This is a genomic window from Arenibacter nanhaiticus (assembly GCF_900141935.1).
GTDB lineage: Bacteria > Bacteroidota > Bacteroidia > Flavobacteriales > Flavobacteriaceae > Arenibacter > Arenibacter nanhaiticus.
The window spans coordinates 73775-88505 of the sequence record NZ_FQYX01000012.1 but is presented as its reverse complement, the minus strand read 5'-3'; the positions used below and the strand labels follow the sequence as shown (position 1 = coordinate 88505).

General features: G+C 39.6%; 12 protein-coding genes. 9 read left to right on the top strand and 3 right to left on the bottom strand.

Features of this window, described 5'->3' with window-relative positions; genetic code table 11:
* Window positions 1-49 precede the first annotated feature (49 nt).
* Window positions 50-2434 carry a TonB-dependent receptor gene (locus tag BUA16_RS09300; RefSeq protein ID WP_072764493.1) on the bottom strand — a complete coding sequence of 795 codons (2385 nt, stop codon included), beginning with the start codon at window positions 2432-2434 and terminating at the stop codon, window positions 50-52.
* 380 nt (window positions 2435-2814) lie between these two features.
* Here BUA16_RS09300 and BUA16_RS18840 point away from each other — a divergent pair, with 380 nt between their 5' ends.
* The 9 genes from BUA16_RS18840 (at window position 2815) to BUA16_RS09255 (ending at window position 12129) form a co-directional block, all read left to right on the top strand.
* Window positions 2815-3165, top strand: coding sequence for a hypothetical protein (locus BUA16_RS18840; RefSeq protein ID WP_072764472.1), 351 nt, complete (start codon window positions 2815-2817; stop codon window positions 3163-3165).
* A 109-nt stretch (window positions 3166-3274) separates the two neighbouring features.
* Complete coding sequence (locus tag BUA16_RS09290) at window positions 3275-3679, top strand: DoxX family protein (protein ID WP_072764471.1); 405 nt, start codon at window positions 3275-3277, stop codon at window positions 3677-3679.
* Window positions 3676-4092, top strand: a complete 417-nt coding sequence (locus tag BUA16_RS09285) for a hypothetical protein (protein WP_072764470.1) — start codon at window positions 3676-3678, stop codon at window positions 4090-4092. The genes BUA16_RS09290 and BUA16_RS09285 overlap by 4 nt, the downstream gene beginning before the upstream one ends.
* Before the next feature lie 108 nt (window positions 4093-4200).
* Window positions 4201-4617, top strand: coding sequence for a DsrE/DsrF/DrsH-like family protein (locus BUA16_RS09280; RefSeq protein WP_072764492.1), 417 nt, complete (start codon window positions 4201-4203; stop codon window positions 4615-4617).
* A 303-nt stretch (window positions 4618-4920) separates the two neighbouring features.
* On the top strand, window positions 4921-5505 hold the full coding sequence (locus BUA16_RS09275; RefSeq protein WP_072764469.1) for a TlpA family protein disulfide reductase: 585 nt from the start codon (window positions 4921-4923) through the stop codon (window positions 5503-5505).
* A gap of 115 nt (window positions 5506-5620) precedes the next feature.
* A complete protein-coding gene (locus BUA16_RS09270; protein ID WP_072764468.1) occupies window positions 5621-5935 on the top strand; it encodes a DUF6660 family protein in 315 nt (104 codons plus the stop codon).
* 116 nt (window positions 5936-6051) lie between these two features.
* A complete protein-coding gene (locus BUA16_RS09265; RefSeq protein WP_072764467.1) occupies window positions 6052-10419 on the top strand; it encodes a CusA/CzcA family heavy metal efflux RND transporter in 4368 nt (1455 codons plus the stop codon).
* 50 nt (window positions 10420-10469) lie between these two features.
* The gene (locus BUA16_RS09260) at window positions 10470-11684 is read left to right on the top strand and encodes an efflux RND transporter periplasmic adaptor subunit (protein WP_072764466.1); all 1215 of its coding nucleotides are present in this window, start codon (window positions 10470-10472) and stop codon (window positions 11682-11684) included.
* 4 nt (window positions 11685-11688) lie between these two features.
* Window positions 11689-12129 carry a Fur family transcriptional regulator gene (locus BUA16_RS09255; protein ID WP_072764465.1) on the top strand — a complete coding sequence of 147 codons (441 nt, stop codon included), beginning with the start codon at window positions 11689-11691 and terminating at the stop codon, window positions 12127-12129.
* A 165-nt stretch (window positions 12130-12294) separates the two neighbouring features.
* Here the strand turns inward: BUA16_RS09255 and BUA16_RS09250 are convergent, their stop codons facing one another.
* Together BUA16_RS09250 and BUA16_RS09245 are read right to left on the bottom strand one after the other, a co-directional pair.
* A complete protein-coding gene (locus tag BUA16_RS09250) occupies window positions 12295-13158 on the bottom strand; it encodes an acyl-CoA thioesterase (protein WP_072764464.1) in 864 nt (287 codons plus the stop codon).
* A 29-nt stretch (window positions 13159-13187) separates the two neighbouring features.
* On the bottom strand, window positions 13188-14729 hold the full coding sequence (locus tag BUA16_RS09245; protein ID WP_072764463.1) for an acyl-CoA carboxylase subunit beta: 1542 nt from the start codon (window positions 14727-14729) through the stop codon (window positions 13188-13190).
* Between the last annotated feature and the right edge of the window lie 2 nt (window positions 14730-14731).

Sequence of the window (14731 nt, the reverse complement as noted above, 5' to 3'; positions counted from 1 at the left end):
CTTAAACAATACAAGGTATGCCCTCGTGGGCATACCTTGGGAGTAAGGGTTAAAAGTTGTAAAGTAAACTTAGTTTTAAGTTAGCACCTTCCCCGGTTCCTGAAAAAGATTTTAGGGGGGCCGCCCATTGTGCTCTTGCCGGTAAGTAATATTCGTTGAATAAATTATTGACGGCCAAAGAGGCGGTCATATTGGATTGTACCTTGTAGGAGGCGCTCAAATTTACCAAGGTATAACCGTTAACAGGGAATTCTGTATGGCGGTAAGCCCAATTTTGATTGTTGTCCAAAAACGGATCAAATCTTTTGCGGTCACCCAAATGGGTCATTCTAACAGAGGTACTTAGTTTTTCGGTAGCGTTCCAATTGACGTAGGCGGTTAATTTTGGCGCCGAAATAACGTCACCCCCTAAATAAGTCAATTCATTTTTGTTGTCCAAACTTTCCTTCATCCCCTCGACATAAGAGTAGGAGGTACCCAATTGTAATTTGTTGTTCCAAGTGGTATAATCTATGGCAACTTCTCCGCCAAATATCTTTTGTGGCTGTATAGAGGGTAGGAAGGCGTTTAGGTCCTCATTAAAAGTAACACCAGTTCCCAAATTAGAGGTACTGTAATATCCCACGGCTTCTAAGCGCAAAGAATTGAATTTAGAAATAAAACCAAATTCATAATTTTCGGTTACAGCTGGTTCCAATTGTATGTCATTGACATTTTCTGCCACGGCCGACTTTAAAACAGCACCCAAATCGGCAATAGAAAACCCTTGGGAAAAACTAACGTATGGTATAAACTCTTGATGCGCTATATAGCGAAGTCCTAGATTGTACGCTACATTGCTAAATTTAAGGTCTCCTCCTTTTACGGCTACAGAAGTATTATAATTTCCGTCTCCCTTGGCCGAGTACGGAAGGGTTTGGTAGTCGGCAATTTCCATATTCATATCATCGTACCTTAAACCGGCTTTCAATACCCATTCCTTATTGAATTTTACGGTCGATTGAAGGTAGGGAGCCCAACTGATAAGATTAACATTTGGTACCCAAAGTCTGCCATCTAACAATCCTTGATTGGTTTTGTCTTTTAATACATCCAGTCCGTAGGTGAAAGACATGTCTATGTCGCCAAATTGGTTGATACTAGTGCTGAAATTAGGTCTAATACCCCATTTTTCGGCATTGATTACAGACTGCCCGCCGTTCTCAAATTTATCGGAATAGAAAAAAATGTTTTCGGTATTTTGGTAGTAGATGTCCGTTTCAAAATCGGTGGTTCCAGAAAAAATATTGTTTAAATTATATTGCAGCTGTCCATTGATCAAGGTAGCTCCTGTAGCTTTTTCACCCGGAACGGAACCCTTGACACCATAGGCCGGTACTATATTGTGGTCGCCTTGTTCATTAAAAACCTCCACATCGGCATATACAGGGATAAAGGGGGTGTCGTGCACAGATTTATAAAGGTTGGCATTTAAGCTTATTTTTTGATTATCACTAATACTATAACTTAATTTTCCTAAAGAGCTGTATATGTTAGAGTTGTCTAGTCCGTATGTCGGCAACATTACATTTCCTTTGGCATCGTATTTATTGCCAGTTTGTTCTACACTACCACTGATGTAGTAATTAAACTTGTTCAATTTTCCTTTGAGGGACTGATAAACTCCCCATCCTAGAGCATCCTCTGTACTAGCGAGGTTCGAAGTTCCCCAAATGTTCGTACTGCCTTCTATTTTTTTGTTGGACGTTGGTTTTTTGGTGATATAGTTTATAAAACCACCGTTACCGCCATTACCAAAGATTGAAGTAGCTCCTTTAATGACCTCTACACGACTAATATCATTGGGGTTTATAGATTTGATGCCTAATTGGCCGTTTCTGATGGGCGTAGATTGTGGGATACCGTCTACCATAACCAATAACGAACGCCCTCTTAAAGTTTGTCCCCAATTAGAATAAGTCCCCGTTGATACAGCAAGACCAGGAACCGTGAATTCCAGAATTTCGTTGATATTAGAGGTCGCCTTGGAAAACTCCTGAAGTTGTACCTCATTGACCACAGTGATAGAGGCAGGGATTTCAGAGAGATATTCGGAATTTCTACTGGCAGAAACTACCACTTCGTCTAAACTGCTATAATCTTCTATTAAAACAGTATTGTATGTAGTTACAGCTTTATCGCTAAAAGTAATCGTCTTGTTTTGTGGTTGGTAGCCCAACATCCTAAAGGAAACGGTATAAGTTCCCGAGGGAATGTTTTGTAAAGTATAAGCTCCGTCAAAATTGGTCATAACCCCCCTTTGTAGCTCTTGGATAGATATGAATGCTCCGGCGATGGGGGCGTTGTTGGCATCTGTGATAACACCTTTTAACGCTGATTGCGAAAATAGGTGCGTAGAAATGAACAGGGTGAATAGCAATGCAATTTGCTTCATTTTATCCTTATTTAGATTTATTAAAAATAGAAGCGCAAATATATGGGCCAACAATAAGGTTGGCAAGAAGTTTTAAATATTTTTTTGACCAAAGAATTTAGGATGATCGCTTAAGATTGGTAACGAGTTTGTTACGGGGGTTAAAGGATAAAAAAAAGAACTTGGCTTTAAAGCCCGCCATTGGATTTTATCATCTCTAGAGCATTATTTTAAGTGGGATACAATCCTTATATGTGGATTTTTAAAGTTTAATAGAACTTAAGCATTCGTTGTTTATCAAATGATTAAAGTGATGGTTCCTTAGCCAAGGAATTATTAAGATAACTTTGTAACAATTGTTACAAGGTGATTCTTATTATAGATTTATATTTGAAGATTAAATGAATATAAAAACTCTCATAGCACCCTTCATTATCCTTGTGTTTTTAACGAGGCTTTTTATTATTGATGCAGGTTTATTTACCTATATCAGTGGGAGTTCAGAGGTAACTATATCCAAACCATTTTGCGAAAAAAGGGCTTATAAGGAAAGTCAGGAGTTACCAACGCTTGAAAAGGTCACAACAATAGATCAGTATACCCTAGAGTTGTTTTGCACTCATCAGATTTGTTTTAGCTTCGCAGAGATTCCTTCCTTTAATCTTCTAGATAATTTTAAGGGATACTGCTATGCTTCAGGGCTAAAACTCAACACCCATCCAGATAAACTGTATCCTCCCCCTAAGATATAATTACACATTCGAAAACTGCTTTTTTGCAGTATAGTTATGGGTAGTCCCAAATAGGTTTCCCATGATGAGATGAAAATATTTTAAGTGTAAATTATATAATATAGTTAGTATGACTTCAAAAGTTATGGTGAGCTTTCGTTCCATACAGCTATTAAGAGTATTGGTTAGCAGTATCTTTATAATAGCGAGTATAAGCCATTTGTTTAATGTCGAAAAAACGGTAACTCGTTTAGAGTCGGCCAAATTAGGGTATTTGGCCCTTTTCATGGGAAATCCTACCATATTGGTGGTTGCTTCAGGGATTGTAATGCTTATTGCAGGAATCAGTTTTTGCGTTGGTTATAAGACCCGATGGTCTGCCATTGTGCTCGTAGCGGTCTTAATTCCTATTACCGTAACCATTCAAATGGGGCAGGTGACAACCCTAGGGCCATTATTTAAAAATATAGCCATTTTAGGTGGACTCCTATTTTTTATCTTAAACGATATACCTAAGAAAAATTTATCCTCATGAAAATAAAATCTTTAATGCTGGTAGCATGTGGTTTGCTGTTTTTACCTCTGCTGGGAATGGCGCAAAATACAGTTCAGCCAACGAATTATACCTCCAAGGTTAAAAATGCCGGTTTCTTGGCTGCAGTCATTGAAACAACGGATGATCTTATTGCTTCCGAGACCAAAAATTTCGGGGAAATACAAATCGTCTTTTGTGGAAAGAACATTCATCAGCTGACAGATGTTGCTATGATGAACCCTATTTTAAAAAAAATAAAGGGGAAGCCTATTACTATAATAGCCTGTGGGTTCTCCTTAAATAAATTTAAGGTCGATCCCAAATTTGTACCCAAGGAAGTGGTGGTGGTAGATAACGGTATCCTACACCAATTTCAATTATTAAAAAAGGGCTATCTAAGTCTGGACCTTTAAAAACGAAACAGTATTTAACCATAGAATTTCCTTAACAACAATTGTCCAAAAGGTGTGGCTTTTTAGGTCAATTGTAATAGGATGAATAACAAAAAAAAATTACATCAGATGAAATCAATATTTTTTAAAATATCCATAGTATTCCTAACGCTAATATTTAGCAATACCATGAAGGCCCAAGAAGAAGAAAAGGTAAACTATGCGGTTATGACCTCAAAAATTCAACAATTAAAACCAATTACCCATGCAGCCGAGGAATTGCAAAAGGAAGACGGAGCATTGTTTGGTGCTTTTGAAACCATTATCTACGGAAAAGAGGTGGTTGCCTTGACAGATAAAAGGCTTATGAAGCCTTATCTTAAAAATGCAAAACAAGCCAATATCTCTTTAGTAGTTTGTAAGATGGCTTTGGATTTATTTGAGGTAAAAGAGAAGGATTTGCCTAAAGAATTTAAGGTGGTCCCTGATGCCTTCCTGTACTATTTACAGTTACAGAAAAAAGGCTATTTGACCTTAAGTTTATAAGGGTTGTAGCAATAGAGAACCTACAAATAGGAGTGTTGTTGTAGACCGAAATAATATATAAGGATTTAGATGATATAGGGTTTAACGGTCCAAAAGGCAATCTATGCCTTTTGGTCAATATAAACCCCTTTATGAAGTCCAGGAAAAGGAATTGCACAATTATTTCCATATAGGTCTAAATATGAAGAGTATCGCCTATTGTAATGTGATAGGCGATATTTTATAGAAACCCCGGGATAAACAATAAATTAATAAAACTAGGGAAGCTAAAAAAGAAACGGCAACCCAACAAAAAAATAAACGATGAATACAAAAGATAAAAAATCGATTATAAAATATTCGGCACTATTAGCCTTAGTTCTTGTACTTTATACCACTGGATTGCACGCACAAGTAATAGGCTTTTTTCAGCAAGGCATATTAATGACCGGTCTTATGAACCCTAAGCTGGAGATTACTGCCGAGGAAACGAATTATACACCAGCAGATTATAACCTTAGCCTTATCAATTCTAAAGGAGAAAAGCTGCATTTGAAAGACCTAAAGGGAAAGGTTATTTTTATGAATTTATGGGCTACATGGTGTCCTCCTTGTATTGCAGAAATGCCCTCCATTAATGATTTGTACAACAAAATGGATAAGGAAGATGTACAGTTTATTATGCTTTCCTTGGACAATAATTTTGAAAAAGCAAAAAAGTTTAAGGAGAATAAGGGATATGATTTTGAGGTGTACCAAGTTGATGGATACCTTCCTAAAATGTATAACACTCCAAGTATACCCACTACTTTTGTAATCGATGCCAAAGGTAAATTGGCATTGACCCATAAAGGAATGGCCGATTATAGTACTCAGGAATTCCAGGACTTTTTAAATGGACTAAAATAATTATATACCGTAGCAAACAGCTGTACCAACATATTTTTGCTACGGTTTACATTTGTTGTTCGTAAAATACTGACTTTGCAACACTGCTGCATTTTAGTATTCTTATATTTGTGGGGTGAAATGGATAACAATTATACTATCTTTTTATTTTTTAGCCTTGAATTTCATGCCATGTGCCGATGAATTTCAAGCTGCAAGTGATAGTGTCGTTGAAAATATTGTGGATGCTACCCACAATCATGAACACAATGAGATAGCCGATGTTTGCTCCCCATTTTGTCATTGTCATTGTTGTCATGTAAATTCCATTGATTTTGGGATTACTTCCTTTGAACCCATATCTGCTGTCATACCTTCTAAAATTTATATTCATTTCGATAGTCTTGGTGAAGAAGTGATACACTCTATCCTACAGCCACCAAAAGTTTAATTCAGTTTTAGGATTCTTATGTCCTGTGTAGAAGGAGTCTGTGAAGATTTTCTTGGGCTCAGCTATATTTTTTAAAAAAACTGTAGCACTATTATTAACTGAATTAACGACTTAATATGATCAATAGAATCATCGATTATTCAATCGATAACAAATTTATTATCGGTCTGCTCACCCTTGCCCTAATAGGGGGCGGGATTTGGAGTATGACCCAAGTACCTATAGATGCCGTACCCGATATTACCAATAATCAGGTCCAGGTAATTACCCAATCTCCCAATTTGGGAACAGAAGATATAGAACAGTTTGTCACCTACCCCGTGGAGGTGGCCATGAGTAATTTGCCTGAGGTTCATGAAATAAGATCTATTTCCAGATTTGGACTTTCTGTGGTAACCATTGTTTTTGAGGACGATATGGGCACCTACCTGCCGCGGCAGTTGGTAGCAGAAAAACTAAAGGAAGTGCAAGAACAAATTCCTTCAGGCTTCGGAAAACCAGAAATGGGACCAATATCGACCGGACTAGGCGAGATTTATCAATATACCCTTGAAGTATCAGAGGATTATAAGCATCTATACACTCTCACCGAATTAAGGACCATGCAAGATTGGATTATACGCCGCCAAATGGCCATGGTGCCAGGGGTCGTAGAAGTAAATGCTTTTGGTGGCACCCAAAAGGTATATGAGGTAGCCGTAGATCCAAATGAACTTAATGCGATAGGAGTCACTATTACAGAGATCTTTACCGCCTTGGAAAATAATAACGAAAATACGGGTGGTGCTTATATTGAAAGGAATCACCAGGCCAATTTTATCCGTGGAGAAGGCCTAGCGCAAAGTATTGACGATATTGAAAATATCGTGGTAAAGACCCAGAACGGTATTCCCATAAAAATTAGAGATGTTGGGGAAGTATCCTTGGGCAGTTCCGTACGTTATGGGGCCTTGACCAAGGACGGTAAGGGAGAAGCCGTGGGCGGGATGATTTTGATGCTGAAAGGAGCAAATTCTAACCAAGTGGTGGCCAAGGTGAAAAATAGAATAAAGCAGATTCAAAAATCTATGCCGCAAGGCGTTACTATTACACCTTTTCTAGATCGTAGTACCCTGATTGCCGAGACTACGGGGACGGTTACCGGTAACTTGCTGGAAGGTGGACTCATCGTTATTTTTGTGTTGGTTCTATTGCTGGGAAATTGGCGGGGTGGACTTATAGTAGCCTCAACTATACCGCTGTCTTTGTTGTTTGCCTTTGTATTCATGAATGTATTTGATGTATGGGTAAACCTGATGAGTCTAGGGGCTATAGATTTTGGTATTATTGTCGATGGGGCGGTGATTATCGTGGAAGGTACAGTTTTTCTTATGTATAGTTATGTGGTAAAAAAGAAAACAATAACCAAGGATACCCAAAATGAAATCGCAGGGAGGGCCTCAAAAAAAATGATGAATGCAGCCTTTTTTGGACAGCTGATTATTCTTATTGTTTTCTTGCCGATTTTGGCCTTAGAAGGTGTGGAAGGAAAAATGTTTAGACCTATGGCATTGACCTTTATTTTTGCCATGATTGGGGCAATGATCCTCTGTTTAACCTATGTCCCTATGGTGTCTGCCCTGTTTTTAAGGGCTCCTAAGCGCACAAAGGAGTCTTATGGAGATAAATTTGTGCAATGGGTGCAACAGAAATACGAACCTGTATTGGCCAAGGCCCTAACAAAGGGGAAACTGATTATAGGAAGCTCACTGGTTCTTTTTGCCTTAGCAGTATTTATGTTTACACGGATGGGAGGCGAATTTATTCCGCAACTCGATGAAGGCGATATCGCGTTTCATGCCCTTTTAAAACCTGGGAGTTCCCTGACCGAAACTGTAGCAACGACCACAAAAATTGAGCAAATTCTGAAGGCACAATTTCCTGAAATAGAAACAGTGGTCAGCCGTGTTGGCGTAGCCGATGTCCCTACCGATCCGATGCCTATGGATATAGCCGATGTGTTTGTGATCATGAAACCTATTAAGGAATGGTCAAGTGCCACCTCCAAGGATGAGATGGTAAGGTTGATTAAAAATGCGGTGAGCATTCTTCCTGGCGTGAATTTTGAATTTACCCAGCCCATGGAAATGCGGTTTAACGAGTTGTTGACCGGAGTACGGGAAGATGTGGCCATAAAACTATTTGGCGAGGACTTGGAAATATTGGCAGTAAAAGCCCAAGAAATAGGAAAGCTAATTGCAACGGTACCAGGAGTAGCCGATATGAAAGTAGAAGCAATCGATGGCCTGCCTCAAATAACCATCAATTACGATCGTGGTAAACTTGCGCAATACGGCCTTCATATTACCGCAGTAAATGGTCTGGTCCAGGCTGCCTTTGCAGGAGTTAAAGCCGGAGTTATCTTTGAAGGAGAGAAACGTTTCGACCTAGTACTCCGGCTAAATGAAGAAAATCGAAGTAATATAACCGATATACAAAACCTTTATATAAACCTTTCCAACGGTTCACAAATTCCTTTAAATGAAATAGCAACAGTAAGCTACGAACCGGGACCCATGCAAATTAGTAGGGATAATACCAACCGTAGAACCTATGTGGGGATTAATATCAGGAATAGGGATGTAAAATCTGTAGTGACCGATATCCAAGCTATTTTAGATCGTGAATTAGACTTGCCACCAGGATATTTTATCCGTTATGGCGGGGCATTCGAAAATATGGAACGTGCCAGTGATAAGCTGCTAATGGTGGTTCCCATTGCCTTGCTGCTTATTTTTGTCCTGATTTATTTGGCCCTGAAGTCGTTTTCCCAAACCTTAATGATTTACGTGGCCATTCCTATGGCGACAATTGGAGGGGTGTTTGCCTTGTGGATTCGAGATATGCCCTTTAGCATTTCGGCAGGAGTAGGTTTTATTGTGCTATTTGGGGTGGCGGTTCTAAATGGGTTGGTCATGGTAAGTGGTTTAAACGAACTAAAGAAAGAAACAAGTACCTCATTAAAAGAACGGATCTTTGAAGGGACAAAACGAAGGATCAGGCCTATTATGCTCACGGCAATGACCGATGTATTAGGATTCCTGCCTATGGCGCTGTCCTCATCGGCAGGGGCAGAAGTACAACGGCCCTTGGCGACTGTGGTCATAGGAGGACTTTTAACTGCTACCTTGCTAACTCTATTCATTCTTCCCATCTTATACCAATGGGTAGAGATCAGAGCAGCAAAAGGGGCATCGTCTAAAAAAACGGTACCGGCAGTAGTAGCGGTATTAATGTTGCTACCGATCACTTCAATGGCACAACAAACAGTTCCCAGCATCACATCAGAGGTCCAAAGTCCTGCTACAAAGCCCTTTTCAGAAATCTCCCTGGAAACAGCAGTAGCACTAGCTGTCGCTAATTATCCCTTGTTGAAGGCAACTCAATTGGAAACAGAAAAACAGCAGGCTTTAAAAAATACGGTTACGGACTTAGGAACCACCAAATTGTTTACAGGAGGAGAGGAAATTAGGGGCAATGAGGGAATATATACAATAGTGGGTTTAGGCCAATCTGGGATCGATTTGTTTGGGCTTGCTCCCAATAAACGTTTACAAAAAACACGTATACAGTTGGCCGAGACCGCCTATGATCTATCAGAATTAAAGCTGATTAAGGAGGTGAAAAAATCATGGTCAGCAGCCTTTCAGGCCAATCGGAAGTATTGCCTGTACCGAGAATTGGATTCGATTTATAACAAATTCGAAAAGTCGGTACGCCTAAAATTTGAGGTGAAGGCAATTTCCAAATTGGAGTATTCATCGGCTAAAAACCAAGCCTTACAAATAAAAAATAAAAAGCAAGAGGCCTATAGAAACTACCAAATAGCCTTGGAACGACTTAATTTGTGGTTGGTTAGTGATACCTTTTATGATGTTCCTAAGGTTTTGGTGGTGGCAGATACAATGGTTATCAACGGTACTGCTTCTTTGGAGAATCACCCTCAAATTATACTATCGAAAAAACGTGTCGCCGAAGCAGTTGGTAATTATAAAGTATCAAAAGCCAGTATGTTGCCCAAGGTTAACCTGGAAGCAGGTTGGCAAGAAGAAGGTAAAATGAAAAAATATTTCAGTTATCAAGCGGGAATTTCGATGCCACTATTATCAGGATTGCAAAGGGGAAAAATTAAGGAAGCTAGGATTACGGCCGAACAGGCCAAAGAAAATGGCCTTTTTACAGAAAGAAAAATTAAGTCAGATTATCAACAAGCCTTATATAACTATCAAAAATGGTTGAGGTCTTGGCAATTTTATGATCAAGAAGCCCTACCATTAGCAAAAGAAAATCGGCTAGGTGGGCTCCTAGCATACCAAGAAGGGGCAATAGATTATTTTGGTTTTACCCAAATTATTAAAGATGCCATCCAGACAGAAATGGATGCTATGGACGCTTTAAACAATTATCTGAACACCCGTTTCGAACTAAAGTATTATACCAGGTAACACCTTCTTTTCAAGGGAAGTTTCAATACAAAAAAATTAAAAATACAGAGATGCAAAAAAAGAATATTACTATCTATAAAATGGTCATCCTAGCGGTACTGGCCTTGGCGTTTACCGCTTGTGGAAATAGTAGGGCAACCGATATAAAACACGAGGGAGATAAGAGCGAGACTCCAATAGCGAAAAATGACCTCCATATGGAAGGAAAAGAGGAGGTCGTGTTGACCAATCCGCAGGTTGAAGCTTTGCAATTAAAAATTGATACTGTAAATAGCCGAAATATGTCCGCTTTTGTAGCGGCCAATGGTCAGTTAGAAGTGCCTCCACAAAACGAGGCCATAATAACTTCTGTGGTGGGGGCCAATGTGGTTGCGATAGAAGTGATAGAAGGGGATAAGGTTAAAAAGGGACAAGTGGTAGCCTATTTGTCACACCCCGGAATAATCCAAAAACAAACCGACTACTTAAATGCTTATAACAATCATAAATTTCTTAAAACGGAGTTTGAAAGACAAAAAAAACTGTTCGATGGTGGGGTTGCTTCCGGAATGAACTTTCAAAGAGCAGAGGCCGAATACAAGGTCGCCGAGGCTATGGTTAATGGATTGGAAGCCCAATTGTTTCAATTAAATATAAGTGTCGGCGGACTTCAAAAAGGCAAGATTTATCAGCGCATTAGCCTACGAAGTCCTATTGAAGGATATGTGCAGGAGGTAGCCGTGAAAACAGGCCAGTATGTAGATCCACAGACGGCCTTGTTTCAAGTCGTCAATACCGACCATGTCCATGCCGATTTGATGGTTTTTGAAAAGGATGTACATAAAGTTATGGAAGGCCAAAGGGTGCGATTTAAAGTGCAATCACCAGATAGAGAAGAACTAACCGCTACCATATTTTCTATTAGCAAAACATTCGAAAAAGAACCAAAGGCCTTGCATGTACATGCCGATATTGAAAATAAAGAAACGCTCTTAATTCCAGGAATGTATATTAAAGGTCGTATTGAAACCGGAAATGTGAAAACCCTCGCATTTCCAGAAAAGGCCATTAGTAGGGAAGGAAGTAAATTTTTTGTTTTTTCCGCGGAAAAAGAAGGAGAGGATTGGAGTTTTGTGCCAATAGAAGTAGCTTTAGGGGAAAATGACGGGGAATGGATTGCCATAAAATTTATGCAACCAGTACAACCAAGTACGTTATTTGTCCAAAACAATGCCTACTATTTAATGGCTGAAATGAAAAAAGGAGAAGCAGAACATACCCACTAAGACCATGGCTGAAATAGAAGAACTTTTACAACAAAAAGAAATACGACCCACAGCTATGAGAATGCTTATTTATAAGTATCTCGCTGCTCAAAACATAGCCAGTGCCCTAGTGGATATAGAAAATGCTTTCGATAAAGCCGATAGGACAACCTTGTACAGGACCATGAAGACCTTTGAAAAAAAAGGTATCGTTCATCAGATCAATGATGGGTCTGGAACCCCTAAGTATGCCCTGTGCCAACAAGGTTGTAATTGCGAGATAGACAATGATCTTCACCTACATTTTCATTGTACCAATTGTGATGAAACCGTTTGTTTGACCGACTATAAAATTCCTAATGTAAGTTTGCCAAAAGGTTATTTGGCAGAAGATATGAATTTATTGGTCAAAGGAATTTGTGATAAATGCAATGGGAAAAATAATGCTAAGGAAAATGAATATTAATGACAGCTCACCACTATTTTTTATTTGAAACCCTGTAAATTGATCTTGTGCAAATCTACCCTTTTCCGGATAGATTTGCATTTTATAAGGTTAGGACCAAAAATGTTTGCTTACAACAAATAGGCTGTAAGCGATAAATGTAAGGAGGACTCGTATGAATTATTTTTATCCTTTTATTTGTCGCATCAACCCTTCTTGGGCAACGGAAGCAACCAAAACCCCGTTTTTGTCAAAGATACTTCCCCTAGAAAAGCCTCTTGCGTTGGAGGCACTGGGACTATCCATGGCGTACAATAGCCAATGGTCAATGTTAAAATCGCGATGAAACCATATGGCGTGGTCCAAACTGGCATAAAAGGTCTTTTTCGGACTTAGCTGTTCGCGATGGGGTAGGGAAGCGGTCATCAAAATATTATAGTCAGAGGCGTAGGCCAATATTTGTTGCTGTAGCGGTAAACTAGCTTGTATGGACTGGGTGGTACGCATCCACATATGGTTTCTAGGCGGTCCGTTTTTAGCGAGTTTATAGGTTAAACGATCCGTAGGCCTAAATTCAAATATCTTGGGATGGGTACTTTTAATAATCTCATAAGTCTCCGGATCTGTATTTTTCATTTCCAATATTTGCTCCATGCTTGTCATTAATAGCTCAGGGTTGATGACATTCGGCATGTTAATTTGATGATCGGGGCCTTCTTCAGCCACTTGAAATGAAGCCGACATATTAAAAATGGCCTTTCCATTTTGCTTGGCCACCACTCGTCTAGTGGTAAAACTATTTCCATCTCTAATGTTATCGACCTCATAAGTGATAGGGACATCCAAATCTCCACCTAAAATAAAATAGCCGTGCATGGAATGGGCGATTCTATCTTTGGCTACGGTTTGGTATGCAGCATGCAAGGATTGTCCTAAAACCTGACCTCCAAATACGCGTCCCCATGGAGCCTGGTAGTTTTGTCCTATAAAGGTTTGGTCATTAATACGTTCTAAACTAAGTAAGTCTATAAGGTCTTCTAGTTGATTCATAGGGTGGTTATAGGATTATATTTTTAGGATTACAAGGGAATATTTCCATGTTTTTTCTTAGGAAGGTTTACCACTTTATTGGTTAACAAGGCATAGGCTTTTATAAGTTTTCGCCTTGTATCCTTTGGGTAGATAACTTCATCAATAAACCCTCTTTCGGCAGCACTATAGGGGTTGGCAAATTTATCGGCGTATTCTTGTTCTTTTTCACGTAATTTTTCTTCGGGGTCCTGTGCCGTATTAATTTCTTTTTTAAAGATAATCTCACTGGCCCCCTTGGCACCCATGACCGCGATTTCGGCCCCTGGCCAAGCATAATTTAAATCGGCTCCTATATGCTTAGAATTCATGACATCATAGGCTCCGCCATATGCCTTTCTGGTAATTACTGTGACCTTTGGTACCGTGGCTTCGCTAAGGGCGTACAATAGCTTGGCTCCATTGGTAATAATACCGTTCCATTCCTGATCGGTACCTGGAAGGAAACCCGGGACATCGACCAATACCAACAAAGGAATATTGAAACAATCGCAAAAACGAGTAAAACGCGCCGCTTTTTTAGAGCTGTTTACATCCAAAACTCCCGCTAAGTGCATTGGTTGATTAGCAACAATACCGACACTCCTACCTGCTAACCTGCCAAAACCGACGACGATATTTTCTGCATAGTCTTTATGGATTTCAAAAAAAGATTCCTTATCTATAATTTCATGGATTACATGCCTCATATTATAGGGCTGATTGGCATTTTCAGGGATGATGTTTTCCAAGGCCTCCCTAGTTTCGTCCTCTAGGGAATAGTCTAATGGTTTTGGAGTTTCCTCACAATTTTGGGGGAAATAGCTAATAAGTTGTCGGAGCTGCTGTATACATTCGATATCGTTCTCTGCCGTTAAATGGGTAACCCCAGATTTAGTAGCATGGGTTTGGGCTCCGCCTAGTTCTTCGGAAGTAACGGTTTCATTAGTGACGGTTTTTACGACATTAGGGCCGGTAACGAACATATAGCTAGAGTTTTCTACCATAAGGGTAAAGTCTGTCATGGCAGGGGAATAAACAGCCCCCCCGGCACAGGGGCCCATAATTGCCGATATTTGTGGAATAACTCCAGAGGCCCCTACATTCCTATGGAAGATATCGGCATAGCCCCCCAAGGAACGTACTCCTTCTTGTATTCTGGCGCCGCCACTATCGTTTAAGCCAATAATCGGAACACCGATTTTCATGGCCATATCCATTATTTTACAGATCTTTTCGGCATGGGTCTCGGATAGTGACCCCCCAAAAACAGTGAAATCTTGGGCAAACACACATACCTGTCGCCCAGCAATGGTGCCATAGCCAGTAACAACCCCATCGCCATAAATAACATGCTTCTCCATATCAAAATCGGTCGTCCTATGCGTAATCAAGGTTCCCATTTCTTCAAAAGAACCATCATCTAATAAAAAATGGAGACGTTCACGGGCCGTTAGTTTGCCTTTTCCATGTTGAGTATCTATACGTTTTAGACCACCTCCTAGATGGGCTTTGGCTATTTTGTCTTCTAGTATTTTTATTTTGTCCTTCATTA

What these genes read in the sequence shown, in the direction of transcription:
- BUA16_RS09300 (WP_072764493.1), bottom strand. Translation starts at nt 2,434, where the DNA reads ATGAAGCAAATTGCATTGCTATTCACCCTGTTCATTTCTACGCACCTA.
- BUA16_RS18840 (WP_072764472.1), top strand. Translation starts at nt 2,815, where the DNA reads ATGAATATAAAAACTCTCATAGCACCCTTCATTATCCTTGTGTTTTTA.
- BUA16_RS09290 (WP_072764471.1), top strand. Translation starts at nt 3,275, where the DNA reads ATGACTTCAAAAGTTATGGTGAGCTTTCGTTCCATACAGCTATTAAGA.
- BUA16_RS09285 (WP_072764470.1), top strand. Translation starts at nt 3,676, where the DNA reads ATGAAAATAAAATCTTTAATGCTGGTAGCATGTGGTTTGCTGTTTTTA.
- BUA16_RS09280 (WP_072764492.1), top strand. Translation starts at nt 4,201, where the DNA reads ATGAAATCAATATTTTTTAAAATATCCATAGTATTCCTAACGCTAATA.
- BUA16_RS09275 (WP_072764469.1), top strand. Translation starts at nt 4,921, where the DNA reads ATGAATACAAAAGATAAAAAATCGATTATAAAATATTCGGCACTATTA.
- BUA16_RS09265 (WP_072764467.1), top strand. Translation starts at nt 6,052, where the DNA reads ATGATCAATAGAATCATCGATTATTCAATCGATAACAAATTTATTATC.
- BUA16_RS09260 (WP_072764466.1), top strand. Translation starts at nt 10,470, where the DNA reads ATGCAAAAAAAGAATATTACTATCTATAAAATGGTCATCCTAGCGGTA.
- BUA16_RS09255 (WP_072764465.1), top strand. Translation starts at nt 11,689, where the DNA reads ATGGCTGAAATAGAAGAACTTTTACAACAAAAAGAAATACGACCCACA.
- BUA16_RS09250 (WP_072764464.1), bottom strand. Translation starts at nt 13,158, where the DNA reads ATGAATCAACTAGAAGACCTTATAGACTTACTTAGTTTAGAACGTATT.
- BUA16_RS09245 (WP_072764463.1), bottom strand. Translation starts at nt 14,729, where the DNA reads ATGAAGGACAAAATAAAAATACTAGAAGACAAAATAGCCAAAGCCCAT.